Source organism: Acidovorax sp. AC410, assembly GCF_979253235.1.
Genome location: NZ_CEEDCG010000001.1, coordinates 5,048,499 through 5,066,511 on the forward strand (window position 1 = coordinate 5,048,499; position 18,013 = coordinate 5,066,511).

The 18,013-nt window shown below is 66.0% G+C and carries 13 protein-coding genes; 8 read left to right on the forward strand and 5 right to left on the reverse strand.

Going from position 1 to position 18,013, the window contains the following annotated elements; all coding sequences use genetic code 11:
* Positions 1–580 precede the first annotated feature (580 nt).
* The 3 genes from AC0IZS_RS23325 (at position 581) to AC0IZS_RS23335 (ending at position 1,966) form a co-directional block, all read left to right on the forward strand.
* Positions 581–994, forward strand: a complete 414-nt coding sequence (locus AC0IZS_RS23325) for a hypothetical protein (RefSeq protein WP_471637829.1) — start codon at positions 581–583, stop codon at positions 992–994.
* A gap of 10 nt (positions 995–1,004) precedes the next feature.
* Positions 1,005–1,214, forward strand: coding sequence for a hypothetical protein (locus AC0IZS_RS23330; protein ID WP_471637830.1), 210 nt, complete (start codon positions 1,005–1,007; stop codon positions 1,212–1,214).
* 128 nt (positions 1,215–1,342) lie between these two features.
* Positions 1,343–1,966 carry a DUF4304 domain-containing protein gene (locus tag AC0IZS_RS23335; protein WP_471637831.1) on the forward strand — a complete coding sequence of 208 codons (624 nt, stop codon included), beginning with the start codon at positions 1,343–1,345 and terminating at the stop codon, positions 1,964–1,966.
* 139 nt (positions 1,967–2,105) lie between these two features.
* On the opposite strand, the gene AC0IZS_RS23340 is transcribed toward AC0IZS_RS23335, so the two are convergent.
* Positions 2,106–2,477 carry a hypothetical protein gene (locus AC0IZS_RS23340; RefSeq protein ID WP_471637832.1) on the reverse strand — a complete coding sequence of 124 codons (372 nt, stop codon included), beginning with the start codon at positions 2,475–2,477 and terminating at the stop codon, positions 2,106–2,108.
* A gap of 70 nt (positions 2,478–2,547) precedes the next feature.
* Between AC0IZS_RS23340 and AC0IZS_RS23345 the strand changes: the two genes are divergently transcribed.
* Positions 2,548–2,979 carry a GNAT family N-acetyltransferase gene (locus AC0IZS_RS23345; protein WP_471637833.1) on the forward strand — a complete coding sequence of 144 codons (432 nt, stop codon included), beginning with the start codon at positions 2,548–2,550 and terminating at the stop codon, positions 2,977–2,979.
* Between the two features lie 146 nt (positions 2,980–3,125).
* Here the strand turns inward: AC0IZS_RS23345 and AC0IZS_RS23350 are convergent, their stop codons facing one another.
* The 4 genes from AC0IZS_RS23350 to AC0IZS_RS23365 form a co-directional block, all read right to left on the reverse strand.
* On the reverse strand, positions 3,126–4,475 hold the full coding sequence (locus AC0IZS_RS23350) for a DUF2142 domain-containing protein (RefSeq protein WP_471637834.1): 1,350 nt from the start codon (positions 4,473–4,475) through the stop codon (positions 3,126–3,128).
* A gap of 533 nt (positions 4,476–5,008) precedes the next feature.
* A complete protein-coding gene (locus AC0IZS_RS23355; RefSeq protein ID WP_471637835.1) occupies positions 5,009–5,326 on the reverse strand; it encodes a hypothetical protein in 318 nt (105 codons plus the stop codon).
* Between the two features lie 35 nt (positions 5,327–5,361).
* Positions 5,362–5,754 carry a hypothetical protein gene (locus AC0IZS_RS23360; RefSeq protein WP_471637836.1) on the reverse strand — a complete coding sequence of 131 codons (393 nt, stop codon included), beginning with the start codon at positions 5,752–5,754 and terminating at the stop codon, positions 5,362–5,364.
* A 59-nt stretch (positions 5,755–5,813) separates the two neighbouring features.
* Complete coding sequence (locus AC0IZS_RS23365) at positions 5,814–6,287, reverse strand: hypothetical protein (protein WP_471637837.1); 474 nt, start codon at positions 6,285–6,287, stop codon at positions 5,814–5,816.
* Between the two features lie 362 nt (positions 6,288–6,649).
* Between AC0IZS_RS23365 and AC0IZS_RS23370 the strand changes: the two genes are divergently transcribed.
* The 4 genes from AC0IZS_RS23370 (at position 6,650) to AC0IZS_RS23385 (ending at position 17,976) form a co-directional block, all read left to right on the forward strand.
* The gene (locus AC0IZS_RS23370; protein ID WP_471637838.1) at positions 6,650–13,786 is read left to right on the forward strand and encodes a HAMP domain-containing protein; all 7,137 of its coding nucleotides are present in this window, start codon (positions 6,650–6,652) and stop codon (positions 13,784–13,786) included.
* Between the two features lie 17 nt (positions 13,787–13,803).
* A complete protein-coding gene (locus tag AC0IZS_RS23375; protein ID WP_471637839.1) occupies positions 13,804–15,588 on the forward strand; it encodes an ATP-binding response regulator in 1,785 nt (594 codons plus the stop codon).
* 49 nt (positions 15,589–15,637) lie between these two features.
* The gene (locus AC0IZS_RS23380) at positions 15,638–16,681 is read left to right on the forward strand and encodes an aminoglycoside phosphotransferase family protein (protein ID WP_471637840.1); all 1,044 of its coding nucleotides are present in this window, start codon (positions 15,638–15,640) and stop codon (positions 16,679–16,681) included.
* 77 nt (positions 16,682–16,758) lie between these two features.
* Positions 16,759–17,976, forward strand: coding sequence for a TCR/Tet family MFS transporter (locus tag AC0IZS_RS23385; RefSeq protein ID WP_471637841.1), 1,218 nt, complete (start codon positions 16,759–16,761; stop codon positions 17,974–17,976).
* Positions 17,977–18,013: the final 37 nt, after the last annotated feature.

The window sequence follows — 18,013 nt, forward strand, 5'->3', positions numbered from 1 at the left end:
AACGTCCAGGCATAAAAATTCCGCGAAACCCGGCAGGCGTCAGCGCGGCAAACTATAGCTTGCCACCGGGCAGGGGCTGGACATGCCGGCAGCACGTTTTGGAATGCCAGCCAGCGGTTCGTGAACCAACGGCCGCTTTGGGGTCATGGTGTCCACCGGCTGCTCTGGGCCCGTGGCTGCGGCTGATACGATGGCTGCCATCGGCCGAGGCTGTGTGAAAACGCGCGTTGCGCCCTTGACCTGCCAGTCGACTCAGAAATCGACCGCTCAGATCGGCCTGCAACGCACGATCTCGATGCGAGCAAGGGTTGAAGTACCCCTGCAAAAGTCGTCTATCGACGTTTTCACACAGCCTCGGCCCAGATCGGTCTATCACCTTGCCATGTGGATCGGCCATTTGCAGTCGTTCGGTTAAAGCCCCGTCCCGCAAGGCACACACGGCCAATGTCGAACACTTCGCATCTCAAGAGGCGTCGCCCCGCTGAAGCCAAGTTTGAAAATTGCGGGCGGGACTTTGGGGCGTGATGGAGGATAATTTGGCTCTTATAGCTGTGGCTTATTGAAACACTAGGAAAACAACGTGCTGTTAACTGATATCGCCGTCGAGCACACGCTGGCGTCTAAAAATGGAGGACCTCGTGAAACGCTTTTTTTGCATCCCTTTACGAATACTCAACGGGATTCTCTTGGTAAATTTGAGATCGTCCGTAGCGTCCGTAAGCTTGGGGATAAAGAAGTGAAGTGCTCAACATTCGTTTCGTTTCAGCAATTGGCGGAGTTATACGCAAAAGGGGTACTCGACGAATTCGGTTTTTCCGTTCGCATGTGTGCTGCTGGTGGCAAGCACCCTAGTACGAATCCCGTAAAAAAAATACTCCCAACCAGTATCAAACCTGGCTCACCGTTCGACCTGGCGGTTCAAGGCATCGATGTTTCAAAACCAGCTACCCGCGAATTGAGAACAGCCTTGCTTCGCACTGACATCAAGCTTTAAGGACACACTTGTGAGTCAATCTGTTGCCAATTTCGAAATCATCGCCACTTTCAAGCGGGCAGAGGCTGATGCTGCTCACAAGTCCGGATTGATCAAAGCTGCTGCGAAAAAGGGGCCGAAGGCCATCCAGGCTGCCGTTGACGCAGCTGCAAAGGCGGCAAAACGCCGGGACGCATACGCAAAGAAGCTGGATGCCTTGGGCGTGAGTCTCAAGGACTGAGAGGCTGAGACAGGCAATCGCCTGCAAACCCATGCTGCAAGCCACTTCCAGGAGAAATCAGTGTCCAGAATATCCCGCTCGGTCCAGTTTATCCCGCAGCGTTTGCGGCATGCATCACGTTGGGCGTCATGAGCGAAACCACTTCCCCTCGTCTTGAAACCGCAATACGCGCTGTCCTTGCACCAGTGCTGAAGGAAGACGGTTTTTCAGGTTCTGGCAGAACATTCCGTCGAGTAAGCAGTTCCTGGGTGCAGGTTCTAAATGTCCAGGGCGCAAGGGACGGTGGGGCATTTGCCATCAATCTCGCCATCCACCCTCTTGCAATACCGGACGTACAAGGAAACACACCAGATCCGAAGAAGATCACAGAAGAGCTTTGTGAGTTCCGGCGTCGTCTCTCCGAGACGGGAACCGACCAATGGTGGAAACACGAACTCACCGAGGAGAGCATGCTGTTGGCGGTACAAGAAGCAGTAGTGGTGTATCGCCGCAGAGGAAACGAGCTTCTTCAGCGAGCTTCCGGCCCTAACTCAGGGTTCAATGCAGTGTTGGCTGCCGACTTCTCGGCCGGTGCGTATGACAGTGCGGGTTTTGGTTCAACCGAGGTTCGATTGGCTCTTGCACTTGCCCGTCTGCGCAAAAGCGAGAACAAGGCGGAAGAAGCCAGGGCTTTCGCGGCGCATGGTCTCGTCCATGTAGGGCGTGCAACCCTGCTTCGCCGAGAGCTTGAAGCACTGGCCGCGCAAGCATGACGCCCAACCCTTCCATCGAGCGGAGATCAACCGGCAAGCCGGTTGCTCCCGCTCATGTCAAACGTTGAGATTCCGCTTTCGCCAGCGGCGACCGACTGCTCCTGGCCGGCAGCGGCTGCAGCGGGCCTGAAGCGGCCGGTCACCGTTCAGCCAGGGTCGCCGGTCTCTCATAGGCCTCATCTAAGGCAGAATGGCCGATGCGGTTGCACCAGCGGTAGCCCTGCTCTTCAAGAAAAATCATCAAGGGAATCGCTACGAAGAGGAGACCCACGAAAATGAAGCCAAATCCGCCCAGGATGTTGTGGGGTGCTACCACAAGCGGGGCGAAAAAAACCAGCGCCACAATCATGAGCAATCCGGCAACGCCCTGGAAGCCCAGCCCTTCGAAGGAGGGGCCAGCCGCGTTGGACTCACAGCCTGCAAGGATGCTCATCCCCACGCCCCCCAGGGTGAGCGCGGCCCCAATGAAGGCCATGATTTTTCTGCGCCGGTTTAGCTCTCGTTGCTTCATTGTTGTAGCGCCCAATGAATGTCTGGTCTCGCCGGTTTAAATCAAAGTTAGGTTTCAAAGGGAGCAGCGCGTGAAGCTTGCATGGTCCGATTCCATTGAGAACCTCGACTGGAGCGAGCTTGCAGCGCTCTATCGTGCCGCCCCACTTGGGAACAAACCCCCGGCAGCTCTGCAAGTTGCTTTCACCAATAGCATGTACAAGTGTTTCGTTCGCGAGAACGGCTCCCTCGTGGGCGTTGGAAGGGCTCTGGCCGATGGCACGGACTGTTCGTACATCTGCGACGTTGCGGTCATGCCAAGCCATCAAGGAACAGGTTTGGGCAAAGAAATCGTCGCAAAGCTGGTTGCTTTGTGTGCCGGCCACAAGAAGATCATTCTCTATGCGGTCCCCGGCAAGGAGCCGTTCTACAAGAAGTTCGGCTTTCGGCGCATGCGCACCGCCATGGCAATTTTCGAGAATCAAGCACTGGCGGCTGACCGAGGCTACATCGAAGAAACCTGAGCCGTCCATCGAGGGGACGTCTTTCAGCAAGCTTCACTTGCTTCCAGCCGCCCCTCATGCCAAACGCTGATCACGCAGCACGCCATCGCTTCGCCGCGGTCTGCGCCTGATCAGCAGTTCGTCGTGTGCCGTGGTATCAACACGCCTCAGAACACCGCCAATTGGTAGCGGCCATACAGGGTGACGGCCAGCACGAGGAGAAAGTACGCCGCCATCGCGCCGGTCACCCCGAACTCGGTGGCCTGCTGCACGGGGGTGCGCCGATGTTCCAGGGGCCCGATCGCCAGCGCGAACAGCAGGGCCGGCATGATGAAGTAGCGCCCCTGCAGGCCCGAGATGACCTGCGCGGGGTAGTCGTTCCAGGTGACCGCCATGGCGAAGAAGGCCAGCAGGGTGCTGGTGGCGGCGCAGGCCGTCAGTACCGCGCGCAGCAGCGTGTACTGCCGCTCTTCGCGCCCCGCGTAGGCCGTGGCCAGCAGCGCCAGCGCCACCAGCACGGCCCAGATGCCGCGCATCGCTGGCCTGGGGATGAGGGTGTCGAGCCAGCCCAGCACCCCGACGAACGAGTAGACCAGCAGGTACCCCTTGTCCTTGTCGGCCAGCGTGCTGCCAACCAGGCCCAGGAAGTACAGCGGGTCCTCCAGGTAGATCTGCACGATCTGCAGCGTGGTGTGCGAGCGCGCGACGCGCGCATCCACCGTGGTCAGCAGCACGAACAGCGTCCAGCCCAGGCTGGCCGCGCACAGCAGCATGAAGCCGCCGAGTCGGGGCCAGGAGAAGCGCTGGCACAGCAGCAACAGCGGTATCGCCAGCAGCGGCAGCAGGTGGGTGCGCGAGGTGACCAGCACGAAGGTGAAGCCCACGATGGCGGCATACCGCCATCGGCAGGGCGCTGCGGTGCCACCGTTGCACTGGGCCTGGTACTGCGCGACGGCCAGCCCGCCGAGCACCAGCGTCATCGCAATGCACAGGCCGTCGATGGTGGGCGACAGGATCTGGAAGGCCGACATCGGCATCAGCACCAGAGCCCGCACCAGCAGGTTGGGCGGCAGCAGGTGCCAGGCCCAGGCCAGCAAGGCCAGCACCGTGAGCGCCACCAGGGCGCGCGTGAAGTCGTAGCTGGCCCGCATCGACCAGTCCAGATGGCGCGAGATGGCCAGGCCGGTGGCATGCGGCAGGTAAATCAGCGGCAGGTAATAGGCCGTGCCGACGGCATCCACGAAATGTCGGTCGTTTGCCCAGCCGTGGCGCGAGGCCTCGTCCATCAGCCAGGCGGGAGAAACATCGGTCTTGCGGTTTCCGGTGATCGTCGCCATCCAGGTGGCAAAGCGGATCAGGTGCAGGTCGGCATAACCCCCGGTATGGCCCCTGGCATCGGGCGCGGGTTTCTCCAGCAGCAATTGGCCGTTCGCGATCATGTCGGCCCGGTGCAGGTGCATTATCTCGTCCGGCGACTGGAAGGCGGGAATCATCCGCGCCATGGCCAGCGCAAGCATGAATGCGAGCAGAAATAATCCGACGCGCACAGGGCGCCGCCACCAGTTGGCGGCGGAAAGACCGGGCGCAGCCCGGAGCGCTGGGTTCGCCGTCGCGTTGCCAGGCCTTGCAGCCGAATTGAATGGGTTGGTGCCAAGGGTGGCATGCATGTGAATATCTCCCTGCTCTTTTGTGTATTTGTTGCTTGTGATCCGATACAGCGCAACTGCGCCAGCTGCAAGGCCTGCACGGTTTGAATCGGCCGTGGCAATCCCCGCCGCCATGACAATGGAAGAAACACCGGGCTGCAGAAATTCAGGGCGATGGATATCCATCGCCTGGCGCGATCAGAAATTGAAAATGGCGAACATGGCACCCGGAAAAGGGCGCATCAGAGAATGGAAAGGTGAACCATTGTGGATTGGCCCGGGATAATTAACGGTGATTCCCGTCACCTCCCGGTGGTGCCCAGGCGGGCGCATTGGCAGGCGCGGGCAGCACGCCGCACTCTGGCTTGAGGCAGGGCAGGGCGCCCGCCCGCTCGGTCAATCGGTCAATGTGCCACGCCGCGCAGTGGCTGCTGCGTGAGCTTGGCATAGGACAGCACCGCGATGAGCTTGTGCAGCAGGGTCCGGTCATCGCTCTCCAGGGGGTGGGCCAGCAGCGGCACCAGGTGCGAGAGCGCCTGCTCGACCTCCTGCGTCGAAAACGTCTGGTCCTCGTAGAGGCCGAAGATCCGGTGCAGGAAGAACGAGTCGGCGTGCGCGAGCAGGCGCAGTATTGCCGGCAGCTCGTGGTGGTCGATGCTGCCGACAGGGTGGGCCGGGTGCCGGATCTGGGGGCCGTTGCCGGCGATGAATTCGAATGCCATGGGCTGTTGATGCGTGTGCGTTGCTCGTGAACAGGTCAGATCACCGTCCGTTTGCCTGCGTGGTAGGTGGCCAGGGCCGAGGCAATCGCAGAAGGCCAGTAGAACAGCGCAATCGCGATGACCGTGGCAACCCATCCCAGGTAGATGCACCAAAAGCGGCACTGGCCCGTCAGGCTGGCCTGGCGCCAGGTCATCACGGACAGAAGCAGGAGCTGCAGCGGCAGCACCGTCAACAGGATGTAGTGAACCCGCATCGTGGGCGACACCTCTGCGCCGGTGAAGGCGTAGGCCAGGAAGGAGCCTGCGCTTTGCAGGAAGGGCATGCCCGAGGCCGCATCGGGCGACAGAAGAATGAACCAGGCGCCAATGGGAAGCGCAGCGCTGAAGGCAAACTCCAGGCTGGCAATTCGCAGTTCGGACAGCTTCATTTTGGGGGCGGGGCGGTTGGGTGCAAACGGTGGGGCAGGTTGGGGTGCGCGCATCTGTGTCAGCCTGCAAAAGCCATTGGGGGCGCAGCCGGCCGACGCGGCGGCACTTTGAGCAGCAGCCAGGTCAGCAGTGGCAGCATGCAGAGCCACTTGGCAAAGTCCACGGTGGTGGAAGCCAGCATGCGCGGCTGCAGCGAGGGCAGGTAGGACAGCAGCAGCCACAGGTTGGGCGCCACCAGGGCGGCGATGGCAAGCCCGAAGGCCAGCGCCACGGGCCGGCGCAGCGCAGCAAAGCGAAGCACCAGCGCAAAGGGAAGCGCTGCCGCCAGCACCCCGATGCCGTGCGTGACATGCAGCCACGAGAGCGCGGCCAGGTACGGAGACACCGGCGGGGCCCACCAGCCGGGCGGCGGCATCCACAGGTGCGTGACGGCCAGTGCCGTGGCGGCCTTGTATGCCAGCGCTGCGGCCGCGAAGGCAAGCGCGCCAAGCACAGGGGACTTCCAGCGGCGCATGTTGCTAATAACTGGCATGGAGGCTGCCCTTCACGCTGGCCCGTGGCCCGCCCCGGGCGACGGCCGCTGCCAGGCACGCGGGCATGGCGAGCGGCAGGACGGCGGGGATGGTGGTCATCGGCATGGGCGGAGCGTGCTCTGGAGTGGATGTGCGCGCCATTGTGGCGAGATTCGCTGCGCTCGGGCAGCACTCAAATGGGTGATACGCCACGGGTTTGAACAGCCTCTCAGAGAGCGATTTGCTGTCGGCTCTCTCCTACATCGATAAATTTACAAAGGGCTACACTCATCTCGCGCTCTCGCAGGGGCATGCGGTGTGCGGCAGGTATTTGCTGGTTGTGTTGTCTCAACGATGTTTTTCGAAAGGCGAGTGCAGTCCCATGACGCAGACCGTTGCACCGGAGTCCGTGGACCCCAGGTCCCCTGTTCGCGACCATGCCCTGGGACTTTCGGCGTCGGACCCGCTGGCCGAGGCGCGCTCGCGGCAGATCCTCTCGGCGCTGCTGTCCTTTTCCGAAGGCGACTTCCAGGCGCGGCTGCCGGTGGACTGGCCGGGCACCGACGGCCGCATCGCCGAAGCCTTCAACCAGACGATCCGCCAGGCCGCCGGGTTCACGGGCGAGGTCGCGCGCCTGAACGAGACGGTCGGCAAGGAAGGCCGGCTCGCGCAGCGCATCACGGCACCGGCAGCGCAGGGCAGCTGGGCGGCGCAGGTCGTCGCCCTCAACACCCTGGTGGACGACCTGGTGCGGCCCACCACCGAGATCGCCCGCACCATCGGCGCGGTGGCCAAGGGCGACCTTGGGCAGTCGATGGACCTGCAGGTCGATGGCCGCCCGCTCAAGGGCGAGTTCCACCGCTCGGCCGAGCTCGTCAACACCATGATCGAGCAGCTCTCGGTCTTCACCTCCGAGGTGACGCGCGTGGCGCGCGAGGTCGGCATCGAGGGCAAGCTCGGCGGGCAGGCCCAGGTCAAGGGCGTCTCGGGCGTCTGGAAGGACCTGACCGAGTCGGTCAACCAGATGGCCGGCAACCTCACGGCGCAGGTGCGCAACATCGCTGAGGTGACCATCGCCGTGGCCAATGGCGACCTCTCCAAAAAGATCACGGTGGACGTGCGCGGCGAGATTTTGCAGCTCAAGGAGGCGACCAACACCATGGTCGATCAGCTGCGCTCCTTCGCCTCCGAGGTGACGCGCGTGGCGCGCGAGGTGGGCACCGACGGCCGCCTGGGCGGCCAGGCCGTGGTGCCCGGCGTGGCCGGCACCTGGAAGGACCTGACCGACTCGGTCAACTCCATGGCCAACAACCTGACCTCGCAGGTGCGCAACATCGCCACCGTGACCACAGCCGTGGCGCGCGGCGACCTCTCGCGCAAGATCACGGTGGACGTCAAGGGCGAGATCCTGGAGCTCAAGGAGACCATCAACACCATGGTGGACCAGCTCAACGGCTTCTCGTCCGAGGTGACGCGCGTGGCGCGCGAGGTGGGCACCGAAGGCAAGCTCGGCGGCCAGGCCCAGGTGCCCGGCATCGCCGGCACCTGGAAGGACCTGACCGACTCGGTCAACTCCATGGCCAGCAACCTCACCGGCCAGGTGCGCAACATCGCCGGCGTGGCCACCGCCATTGCCAAGGGCGACCTGTCCTCCAAGATCACGGTGGAGGTCAAGGGCGAGATCCTGGCCTTGAAGGAAACCATCAACACCATGGTGGACCAGCTCAACGGCTTTGCCAGCGAGGTGACGCGCGTGGCGCGCGAGGTCGGCACCGAGGGCAAGCTCGGCGGCCAGGCCGCCGTGCCCGGCGTGGCCGGCACCTGGAAGGACCTGACCGACAACGTCAACTCCATGGCCAACAACCTCACGGGCCAGGTGCGCAACATCGCCGACGTGACCACGGCTGTGGCGCTGGGCGACCTCTCGCGCAAGATCACGGTGGAGGTCAACGGCGAGATCCTGGAGCTCAAGAACACCATCAACACCATGGTGGACCAGCTCAACGGCTTTGCCAGCGAGGTGACGCGCGTGGCGCGCGAGGTGGGCACCGAGGGCAAGCTCGGCGGCCAGGCCGCCGTGCCCGGCGTGGCCGGCACCTGGAAGGACCTGACCGACAACGTGAACTTCATGGCGTCCAACCTCACCGGCCAGGTGCGCAACATCGCCGAGGTGACCACCGCCGTGGCGCGCGGCGACCTCTCCAAGAAGATCACCGCCGACGTGCGCGGCGAGATTCTGGAGCTCAAGAACACGATCAACACCATGGTGGACCAGCTCAACGGCTTTGCCGGCGAGGTCAGCCGCGTGGCGCGCGAGGTGGGCACCGAAGGGGCGCTGGGCGGGCAGGCCCAGGTGCCCGGCGTGGCCGGCACCTGGAAGGACCTGACCGACAACGTCAACTCCATGGCCAGCAACCTCACCGCGCAGGTGCGCAACATCGCCAACGTGGCGACGGCGGTGGCCAATGGCGACCTCTCCAAGAAGATCACGGTCGACGTGAAGGGCGAGATCCTGGAGCTCAAGAACACCTTGAACACCATGGTGGACCAGCTCAACGGTTTTGCCAGCGAGGTGACGCGCGTGGCGCGCGAGGTGGGCACCGAGGGCAAGCTGGGCGGCCAGGCCCAGGTGCGCGGCGTGGCCGGCACCTGGAAGGACCTGACCGACAACGTCAACTCCATGGCCAACAACCTCACGGGCCAGGTGCGCAACATCGCCGACGTGACCACCGCCGTGGCGCGCGGGGATCTGAGCCGCAAGATCACGGTGGAAGTGAACGGCGAAATCCTGGAGCTCAAGAACACCATCAACACCATGGTGGACCAGCTCAACGGCTTTGCCAGCGAGGTGACGCGCGTGGCGCGCGAGGTGGGCACCGAAGGCAAGCTCGGCGGCCAGGCCGAGGTGCCGGGCGTGGCCGGCACCTGGAAGGACCTGACCGACAACGTGAACTTCATGGCCAGCAACCTCACGGGCCAGGTGCGCAACATCGCCGACGTGGCCACCGCCATCGCCCGGGGCGACCTCTCGCGCAAGATCACGGTCGAGGTCAAGGGCGAGATCCTGCAGCTCAAGCAGACCATGAACACCATGGTGGACCAGCTCAACGCCTTTGCCGAGGAGGTGAGCCGCGTGGCGCGCGAGGTGGGCACCGAAGGCAAGCTCGGCGGCCAGGCCGCCGTGGAGGGCGTGGCCGGCACCTGGAAGGACCTGACCGACAACGTCAACTCCATGGCATCGAACCTCACGGGCCAGGTGCGCAACATCGCCGAGGTGACCATCGCCGTGGCCAATGGCGACCTGTCCAAGAAGATCACGGTGGACGTGCGCGGCGAGATCCTGGAGCTCAAGGAGACCATCAACACCATGGTGGACCAGCTGCGCAGCTTTGCCGCCGAGGTGAGCCGCGTGGCGCGCGAGGTGGGCACCGATGGCAAGCTCGGCGGCCAGGCGCAGGTGCCCGGGGTGGCCGGCACCTGGAAGGACCTGACCGACAACGTCAACTCCATGGCCAACAACCTCACCGGCCAGGTGCGCAACATCGCCGACGTGGCCACCGCCATCGCCCGCGGCGACCTGGGCCGCAAGATCACGGTGGACGTGAAGGGCGAGATATTGCAGCTGAAAGAAACGATCAACACCATGGTCGATCAGCTGTCGGCCTTTGCCTCCGAAGTGACCCGGGTGGCGCGCGAGGTCGGCACCGAGGGCAAGCTGGGCGGCCAGGCCGCCGTGCCCGGCGTGGCCGGCACCTGGAAGGACCTGACCGACAACGTCAACTCCATGGCATCGAACCTCACGGGCCAGGTGCGCAACATTGCCGAGGTGACCATCGCCGTGGCCAACGGCGACCTTTCCAAGAAGATCACGGTGGACGTGCGCGGCGAGATTTTGCAGCTCAAGGAGACCATCAACACCATGGTCGAGCAGCTGCGCTCCTTCGCCTCCGAGGTGACGCGCGTGGCGCGCGAGGTGGGCACCGAAGGGCGCCTGGGCGTACAGGCCGTGGTGCCCGGCGTGGCCGGTACCTGGAAGGACCTGACCGACTCGGTCAACACCATGGGCGCCAACCTCACCAGCCAGGTGCGCAACATCGCCGAGGTGACCACCGCCGTGGCGCGCGGCGACCTGAACCGCAAGATCACCGTGGACGTGAAGGGCGAGATCCTGGAGCTGAAAAACACCATCAACACCATGGTGGACCAGCTCAACTCCTTTGCAGGCGAAGTGACGCGCGTGGCGCGCGAGGTGGGCACCGAGGGCAAGCTCGGCGGCCAGGCGCAGGTGGGCGGCGTGGGTGGCACCTGGAAGGACCTGACCGACAACGTCAACTTCATGGCCAGCAACCTGACCGAGCAGGTGCGCGGCATCGTCAAGGTGGTGACCGCCGTGGCCAACGGCAACCTGACCCAGCGCCTGACGGTGCAGGCCAAGGGCGAGGTGGCGGCGCTGGCCGACACCATCAACGGCATGACCGATACGCTGGCCACCTTTGCCGACCAGGTGACCAACGTGGCGCGCGAGGTGGGCGTGGACGGCCGGCTGGGCGGCCAGGCCAATGTGCCCGGCGCGGCCGGCACCTGGAAGGACCTGACCGGCAACGTCAACCTGCTGGCCGCCAACCTCACGACGCAGGTGCGCGCGATTGCCGAGGTGGCCACCGCGGTGACCAAGGGCGACCTCACGCGCTCCATCCAGGTCGATGCCAAGGGCGAGGTGTCCGAGCTCAAGGACAACATCAACACCATGATCTCCAACCTGCGCGAGACCACCGAGCGCAACCGCGAGCAGGACTGGCTCAAGACCAACCTGGCGCGCTTCACCGGCATGCTGCAGGGCCAGCGCGAGCTCAATGCGGTGGGCAAGCTGCTGCTGTCGGAGCTGGCGCCGCTGGTCGATGCCCACCAGGGCACGGTCTACCACCTGGACGGCCAGGACCGGGCCGGGGGCGAGCTGGCGCGGCTGTCGGGCTATGCCCAGGTGGGCCAGGCGCGGCTGGCCGAACGCCTGGCCCTGGGCGAAGGCCTGGTGGGCCAGTGCGCGCTGGAGCAAAAGCGCATCCTGCTGTCCAACGTGTCGCCCGACTTCATCCGCATCGGCTCCAGCCTGGGCGAGGCGCAGCGCGTGAACGTGGTGGTGCTGCCGGTGCTGTTCGAGAACCAGACCAAGGCGGTGATCGAGCTGGCCTCGCTGCAGCCCTTCACCACGGTGAACCTGAACTTCCTGGACCAGCTGGCGCTGAACATCGGGGCGGTGATCAACACCATCGAGGCGACCATGCGCACCGAAGGCCTGCTCACCCAGTCACAGCAGCTCACCGCCGAGCTGCAGTCGCGCCAGAGCGAGCTGCAGCAGACCAACGAGGAACTGGGCACCAAGGCACGCCTGCTGGCCGAGCAGAACGCCGAGGTGGAGCGCAAGAACACCGAGGTGGAGCAGGCGCGCGGCGCGCTGGAAGAAAAGGCCTCCGAGCTGGCGCTGACCTCCAAGTACAAGTCGGAGTTCCTGGCCAACATGTCGCACGAGCTGCGCACGCCGCTCAACTCCATCCTGATCCTGAGCCAGCAACTGGCCGAGAACGGGGCGCGCAACCTCTCGCCCAAGCAGATCGAGTTCTCGCGCAACATCAACTCCTCGGGCACCGACCTGCTGCACCTGATCAACGACATCCTCGATCTGTCCAAGATCGAATCGGGCACGGTGACCGTGGACGTGGAGGAGATCAGCTTCTCGGCGCTGCGCGACAACATCGACCGCAACTTCCGCCATGTGGCCGAGGCCAAGAACCTGCCGTTCCACATCCGCTTCGAGCGCGACCTGCCGCGCTCCATGGCCAGCGACCCCAAGCGCCTGCAGCAGATCTTGAAGAACCTGCTGTCCAACGCCGTCAAGTTCACAAGCCAGGGCCAGGTCGAGGTGCGGGTGGGCATCGCCAAGGTCGGCTGGACGCCGGAGCACCCGGTGCTGCGACAGGCGCAGCAGGTGGTGGCCTTCGCGGTGGAGGACACCGGCATCGGCGTCGCGCCCGACAAGCAGCGGCTCATCTTCGAGGCCTTCCAGCAGGCCGATGCCGGCACCTCGCGCAAATACGGCGGCACCGGCCTGGGCCTGGCCATCAGCCGCGAGCTGGCGGTGCTGCTGGGCGGCGAGATCCGGCTGACCAGCGTCTTCGGCCAGGGCAGCGTGTTCACCCTGTACCTGCCGCTGGAGCATGTGGACGCCGAGAGTGCCGGGCCGCGCGGGCCGGCGGAGCTGGCCGAGCAGCCCCCGAGCCGCGCGCTGGCCACGCTGGGCGGCCTGCGCGAGGAGCAGGTGGCCGACGACCGCGATGCCATTGGCGCACAGGACCAGGTGCTGCTGATCATCGAGGATGACCCGCACTACGCGCGCATCCTGCTGGGCCTGGCGCGCGAGCATGGCTTCAAGGGCATCGTCGCCAACAAGGGGGCGCTGGGCCTGGCGCTGGCGCGCGAGTACCGGCCCGCGGCGATATGCCTGGACATCTTCCTGCCCGACATGCTGGGCTGGACGGTGCTCAACCAGCTCAAGCTCGACCCGGCGCTGCGCCACATCCCGGTGCAGATCATCACCCAGGAGGAAGAGCGCCAGCACGGGCTGTCGCACGGCGCGTTTGCCTACCTGGTCAAGGGCCCCACCACCACCGGCCTGGAGGCTGCGTTTGGCCGCATCAAGGACTTCATCGTGCCGCGCACCAAGCGCCTGCTGGTGGTGGAGGACAACGAGATCGAGCGCGCGGCGGTGCTCGAATTGCTGGGCAACGACGACATCGAGATCGTGCCCGCCCCGAGCGGCAGCGCGGCGCTGCAGGCACTCCGGGCCGAGCCCTTCGACTGCGTGGTGCTGGACCTGCGCCTGCCCGACATGAGCGGCTTCGAGCTGCTCGAGCAGGTGCGCGCCGAGCCGGCGTGGTCGCAGCTGCCGGTGGTGGTGTTCACCGGCAAGGACCTGAGCCGCAGCGAGCAGGAGCGGCTGCAGGCGCTGTCGCGCAGCATCGTCCTCAAGGACGTGCAGTCGCCCGAGCGCCTGCTCGACGAGACCGCGCTCTTTTTGCACCGCGTGATCACCGAGCTGCCGCCAGCCAAGCAGGCCATGCTGGAGCGGCTGCACAACTCGTCCGATGCGCTGCGCGCGCGCAAGGTGCTGGTGGTGGACGACGATGCGCGCAACATCTTCGCGCTGACCTCGGTGCTGGAGAACCACGCGGTGGAGGTCATCAGCGCCACCAATGGCCGCCAGGCCATCGAGATCATCGACCGCACGCCCGACCTGTCGATGGTGCTGATGGACATCATGATGCCGGAGATGGACGGCTACGAGACCATGCGCGAGATCCGCAAGGACAACCGCTTTCGCACGCTGCCCATCCTGGCGCTCACGGCCAAGGCCATGAAGGGCGACCGCGAGAAGTGCCTGGAGGCCGGCGCCAGCGACTACATCGCCAAGCCGGTGAACACCAACCAGCTGCTTTCGCTGATGCGCGTATGGCTGTACCGCTGATCCCGGACCCCACGACCATGTTCCCTGCCTCACCCGACCTCCCGGTGCCCATGTCACCTCTGGCGCCCACCGTGCCCGCCGCCTTCGCGGCGCAAGAGGGCGGCAGCGGGCCTGCGGCCGAGGCCAACCCCGGCGTGCCTGTGAAGATCCTGGTGGTGGACGACGAGCCCTCGAACCTGGCCGTGATGGAGGCGGTGTTCCAGGACTCGGGCTATAGCCTGGTGTATGCCTCGTCCGGCTCCGAGGCGCTGATGGCGCTGATGAACCACGAGTTCGCTGTGCTGGTGCTGGACGTCAACATGCCGGACATGACCGGCTTCGAGCTGGCGCAGCTGATCAAGCAGCGCAAAAAGACGGCGCACGTGCCCATCATCTTCCTCACCGCCTACTTCAACGACGACCAGCATGTCGTCGAAGGCTACGGCAGCGGCGCGGTGGACTACCTGCACAAGCCCTTCAACGTGGGGGTGCTGCGCTCCAAGGTGGCGATCTTCGCCGACCTGTACCGCAAGACCCTGGCGCTGGAGCAGGTGAACCGGGCCCTGGTGCAGGAGGTCGCGGAACGCGGCGCTGCCGAGGAGCAGCTGCGCCTGCTCAACGAGACCCTGGAGCGCCGGGTGCAGGAGCGCACCCATGCCCTGCAGTTGCGCGACGCGCAGCTGCGCGAGGCGGACCGGCGCAAGGACGAGTTCCTGGCCACGCTGGCGCACGAGCTACGCAACCCGCTCGCGCCAGTGGCCTATGCGCTCAGGCTGCTGCGCCTCAAGGGCGCCTCGCAGCCGCACGTCGAGCGCTCGGCCGACCTCATCGACCGGCAGGTCAAGGCCATGAGCCGGCTGATCGACGACCTCATGGATGTGAGCCGCATCAACCAGGGCAAGATCCAGCTGCACAGCAGCCGCGTGCCGCTGGCCGGCATTCTGCAGGACGCCATCGACGCGGCCCGGCCCATGATCGACGAGCAAAAGCACGTGCTGGTGCTGCAACTGCCGCCCGCGTCGCTGACGCTCGACGGCGACCCGACCCGCCTGGCCCAGGTCTTCATGAACCTGCTGCTCAACGCGGCCAAGTACATGGACGCCGGCGGGCGCATCGAGCTGTCGGTCGACACCTCGGCCGAGGAGGCCCGGGTCACGCTGACCGACCAGGGCATCGGCATCGCCCCCGGCCGCCTGGAGAAGGTGTTCGAGATGTTCTCGCAGGAGGAGGCGGCGCTGTCGCGCTCGCGCGGCGGCCTGGGCATCGGCCTGGCCCTCACGCGGCGCCTGATCGAGCTGCACGGCGGCGCGATTGCCGCCTTCAGCGAGGGGGTGGGCCACGGCAGCTCCTTCGTGGTGCGGCTTCCCCTGGTCGGCCCGGCCGAGCTGGCGCACGTGGCGCTGCACGCCGGGGCCGCGCAGGCCGCCCGGCTGGCGCGGCCGCTGCGCATCCTGGTGGCCGACGACAACCAGGACGCGGCCGATGCCCTGGCCGAGCTGCTGAGCGCCTTGGGGCATGCGGTGCACTGCGTCTACGACGGCGAGGCCGCAGTCGAGGCGGCGCGGCACTTCGATCCCGAGCTGGTGCTGCTGGACATCGGCATGCCCCGGCTCAACGGCTACGAGGCCTGCCGCGCCATCCGCGCACTCGGATCGGCAAGCCTTTTGCAGATGTGGGCCATCACGGGCTGGGGGCAGGAGCAGGACATGCGCTGGGCGCGGGAGGCCGGGTTCGACCACCACCTGGTCAAGCCCGTCAGCCCGGACACGCTCATCGGCATGCTCGCCGATGCGGCGCCGGCCCGGTCCGCAGCGGCGGGTTGAGAGGGCTTCGGCGACAATCCACCGCCGATCACAAGACCCCAAGGAACCATTGGACCCATCGATCCTCGCGCGCCTGCTGGCGCCTGCCTTTCTGGCCGTGCAAATGGAGCGGCACCTGCAGCTGGGGGGCGCCTCCCTGCGGTCCGCAACGTCCCTGGACATCGATGCCCCGGGCTACCTCTCCGACCTGGTGGGCGTGGTGCTGGACTGGAGCGATCCAGTCGCCAGCGTCCCCGCACGCGCCGTGCTCAAGGTGTCGCACCCCGGCTTCGGCCAGCCGGAGCTGCCGTTCTACAAGGGCATCGCCACGCGCCTGGGCAGCCCCGTCATCCCCCGGTTCTTTGCCGGCGGCGTGGATGAACCCACGGGGCGCACCTGGCTGCTGATGGAGGACCTGTCGGAGTCGCACCAGCGCCCCAGCGCGGCACCCTTGCCGCCGACCCTGGAGCGCAACGGGCAGATCGTCGAGGCGCTGGCGCGCTTCCATGCCGCCGGTCGGGACATCGCACAGGCGCCTGGCACGGGCGGCACCACGCTGTGGGACCGCCTGCGTGCATCGGACTGGCAGGACAGCGCCTGGCAGCGCCTGCAGGCCCAGGCTGGCGATGCGCTGGACGAGCGCACGCGGGACATGTATGCACGATTTCTCCACGGATTTCCGGCGCTCGTCGAGCGCGCCGACCAGCTCCAGCACCGTACCCTGGTCCATGGCGACGCCCATGTCTGGAACTGGATGGTGCCGCGCGATGGCAACGCGGCTGGGGTGGCCAGGCTCATCGACTGGGATGGCTGGCACCTGGGTGTGGGCGTGTGGGATCTCTCGTACATGATGGCGGTGCAGTGGGACCGCAGCGTGCGTGCGCGCTTTGAGATGCCGCTGCTCGACCGCTACCACGCGGCCCTCGTGGCCGGCGGGGTGGCCGGCTATTCGCGCGAGGCGCTGCAGCACGACTACCGGCTCGCGGTGCTGCTGCACCTGCGCACGCCCCTCGCACGGTTTGCGCGGGAGATGTCGGCCTATGTCTGGTGGCCCCAGATCGGCCGCATCGCCGATGCGGTGGAAGACCTGGGCTGCCTGGACATGCCGGGATGAAGCATTGCCCTACAGGCGCATCGGGCGCTGGCGCGAGGCACACCCCCATTTGCCCGCTCCGTCACTGAGCCTGCCCGATGCGCAACCGCCTGCCATTTGTCTTCGTCCTGATCACGCTGCTGCTCGACGCGATGGGCATCGGGCTCATCCTGCCGGTGATGCCCGATCTTCTGCGCGAGGTCACGGGCGAGGACCTGTCGCGTGCGGCCCTCTGGGGCGGGGTGCTGACGACCGTGTTCGCCGTCATGCAGTTCCTCTGCGGCCCCGCGCTCGGCGGGCTGTCGGACCGCTTTGGCCGGCGCCCGGTGCTGCTGGTCTCGCTGGCCATCATGGCGGCCGACTATGTGGTGATGGCGCTGGCCGGCTCCATCGGCCTGCTGCTGGTGGCCAGGGTGGTGGGCGGCATCACGGCCGCCAGCCATGCGACGGCCGCGGCCTGCATCGCCGACCTCTCGGCGCCCGAAAAGAAGGCCGCGAATTTCGGCCTGATCGGCGCCGCCTTCGGGGGCGGCTTCATCCTGGGGCCGGTGATCGGCGGGGTGCTGGCAGAGTTCGGCACGCGCGCACCGTTCTGGGCGGCAGCGGCCCTGGCCGGGGCAAACCTGGTGTTCGGCTGGCTGGTGCTGCCCGAAACCCTCAAGCCAGAAAACCGCCGCCCCTTCCAGTGGGCCCGCGCCAACCCCTTTGGCGCGCTGCGCGCCGTCGGGCGCCTGCCGGGGCTCAAACCACCGCTGCTCGTCTATGCCCTGTATGAATTCGCCCAGGTCGCCTATCCGGCCGTCTGGGCCTATTTCGGCGCAACCCGCTTCGGCTGGTCGCCGGGCACCATCGGCCTGAGCCTGGCGATCTTCGGGATCAGCTTCGCGGCAATGCAAGGCGGGCTGATCCGCTGGATCCTGCCCCGGCTGGGCGACTGGGGCACCGTCGCCTTCGGCCTCGTCGCCAACCTGTGCATCTTCCTGACGCTGGCCTTCATCGAGGACGGGCGCCTGGCCCTGGTGCTGACACCCTTGACCGCGCTGGGCGCATGCGTGGTGCCGCCCTTGCAGGCCATGATGTCCCGCGCCACCCCGCCCGATGCCCAGGGCGAGCTGCAGGGGCTGCTGCAATCGCTGCGCTCCCTGGCGATGGTGGCCGGGCCGGTGACCTTCACAGCGATCTTCTTTGCCTTCACCGCCCCGGGGGGCGATCCCTTCCTGCCGGGAGCGCCGTTCCTGGTCTCGGCGGCGATCATGGCGGTCTGCGGGGGCCTCCTGGTCGGGTTGCGCGCGGCGCGGGGGCGGCTGGCGGGCTGAGAGGCTGAGACCAGTTCTCCTTGGCTTGGCACGCCCA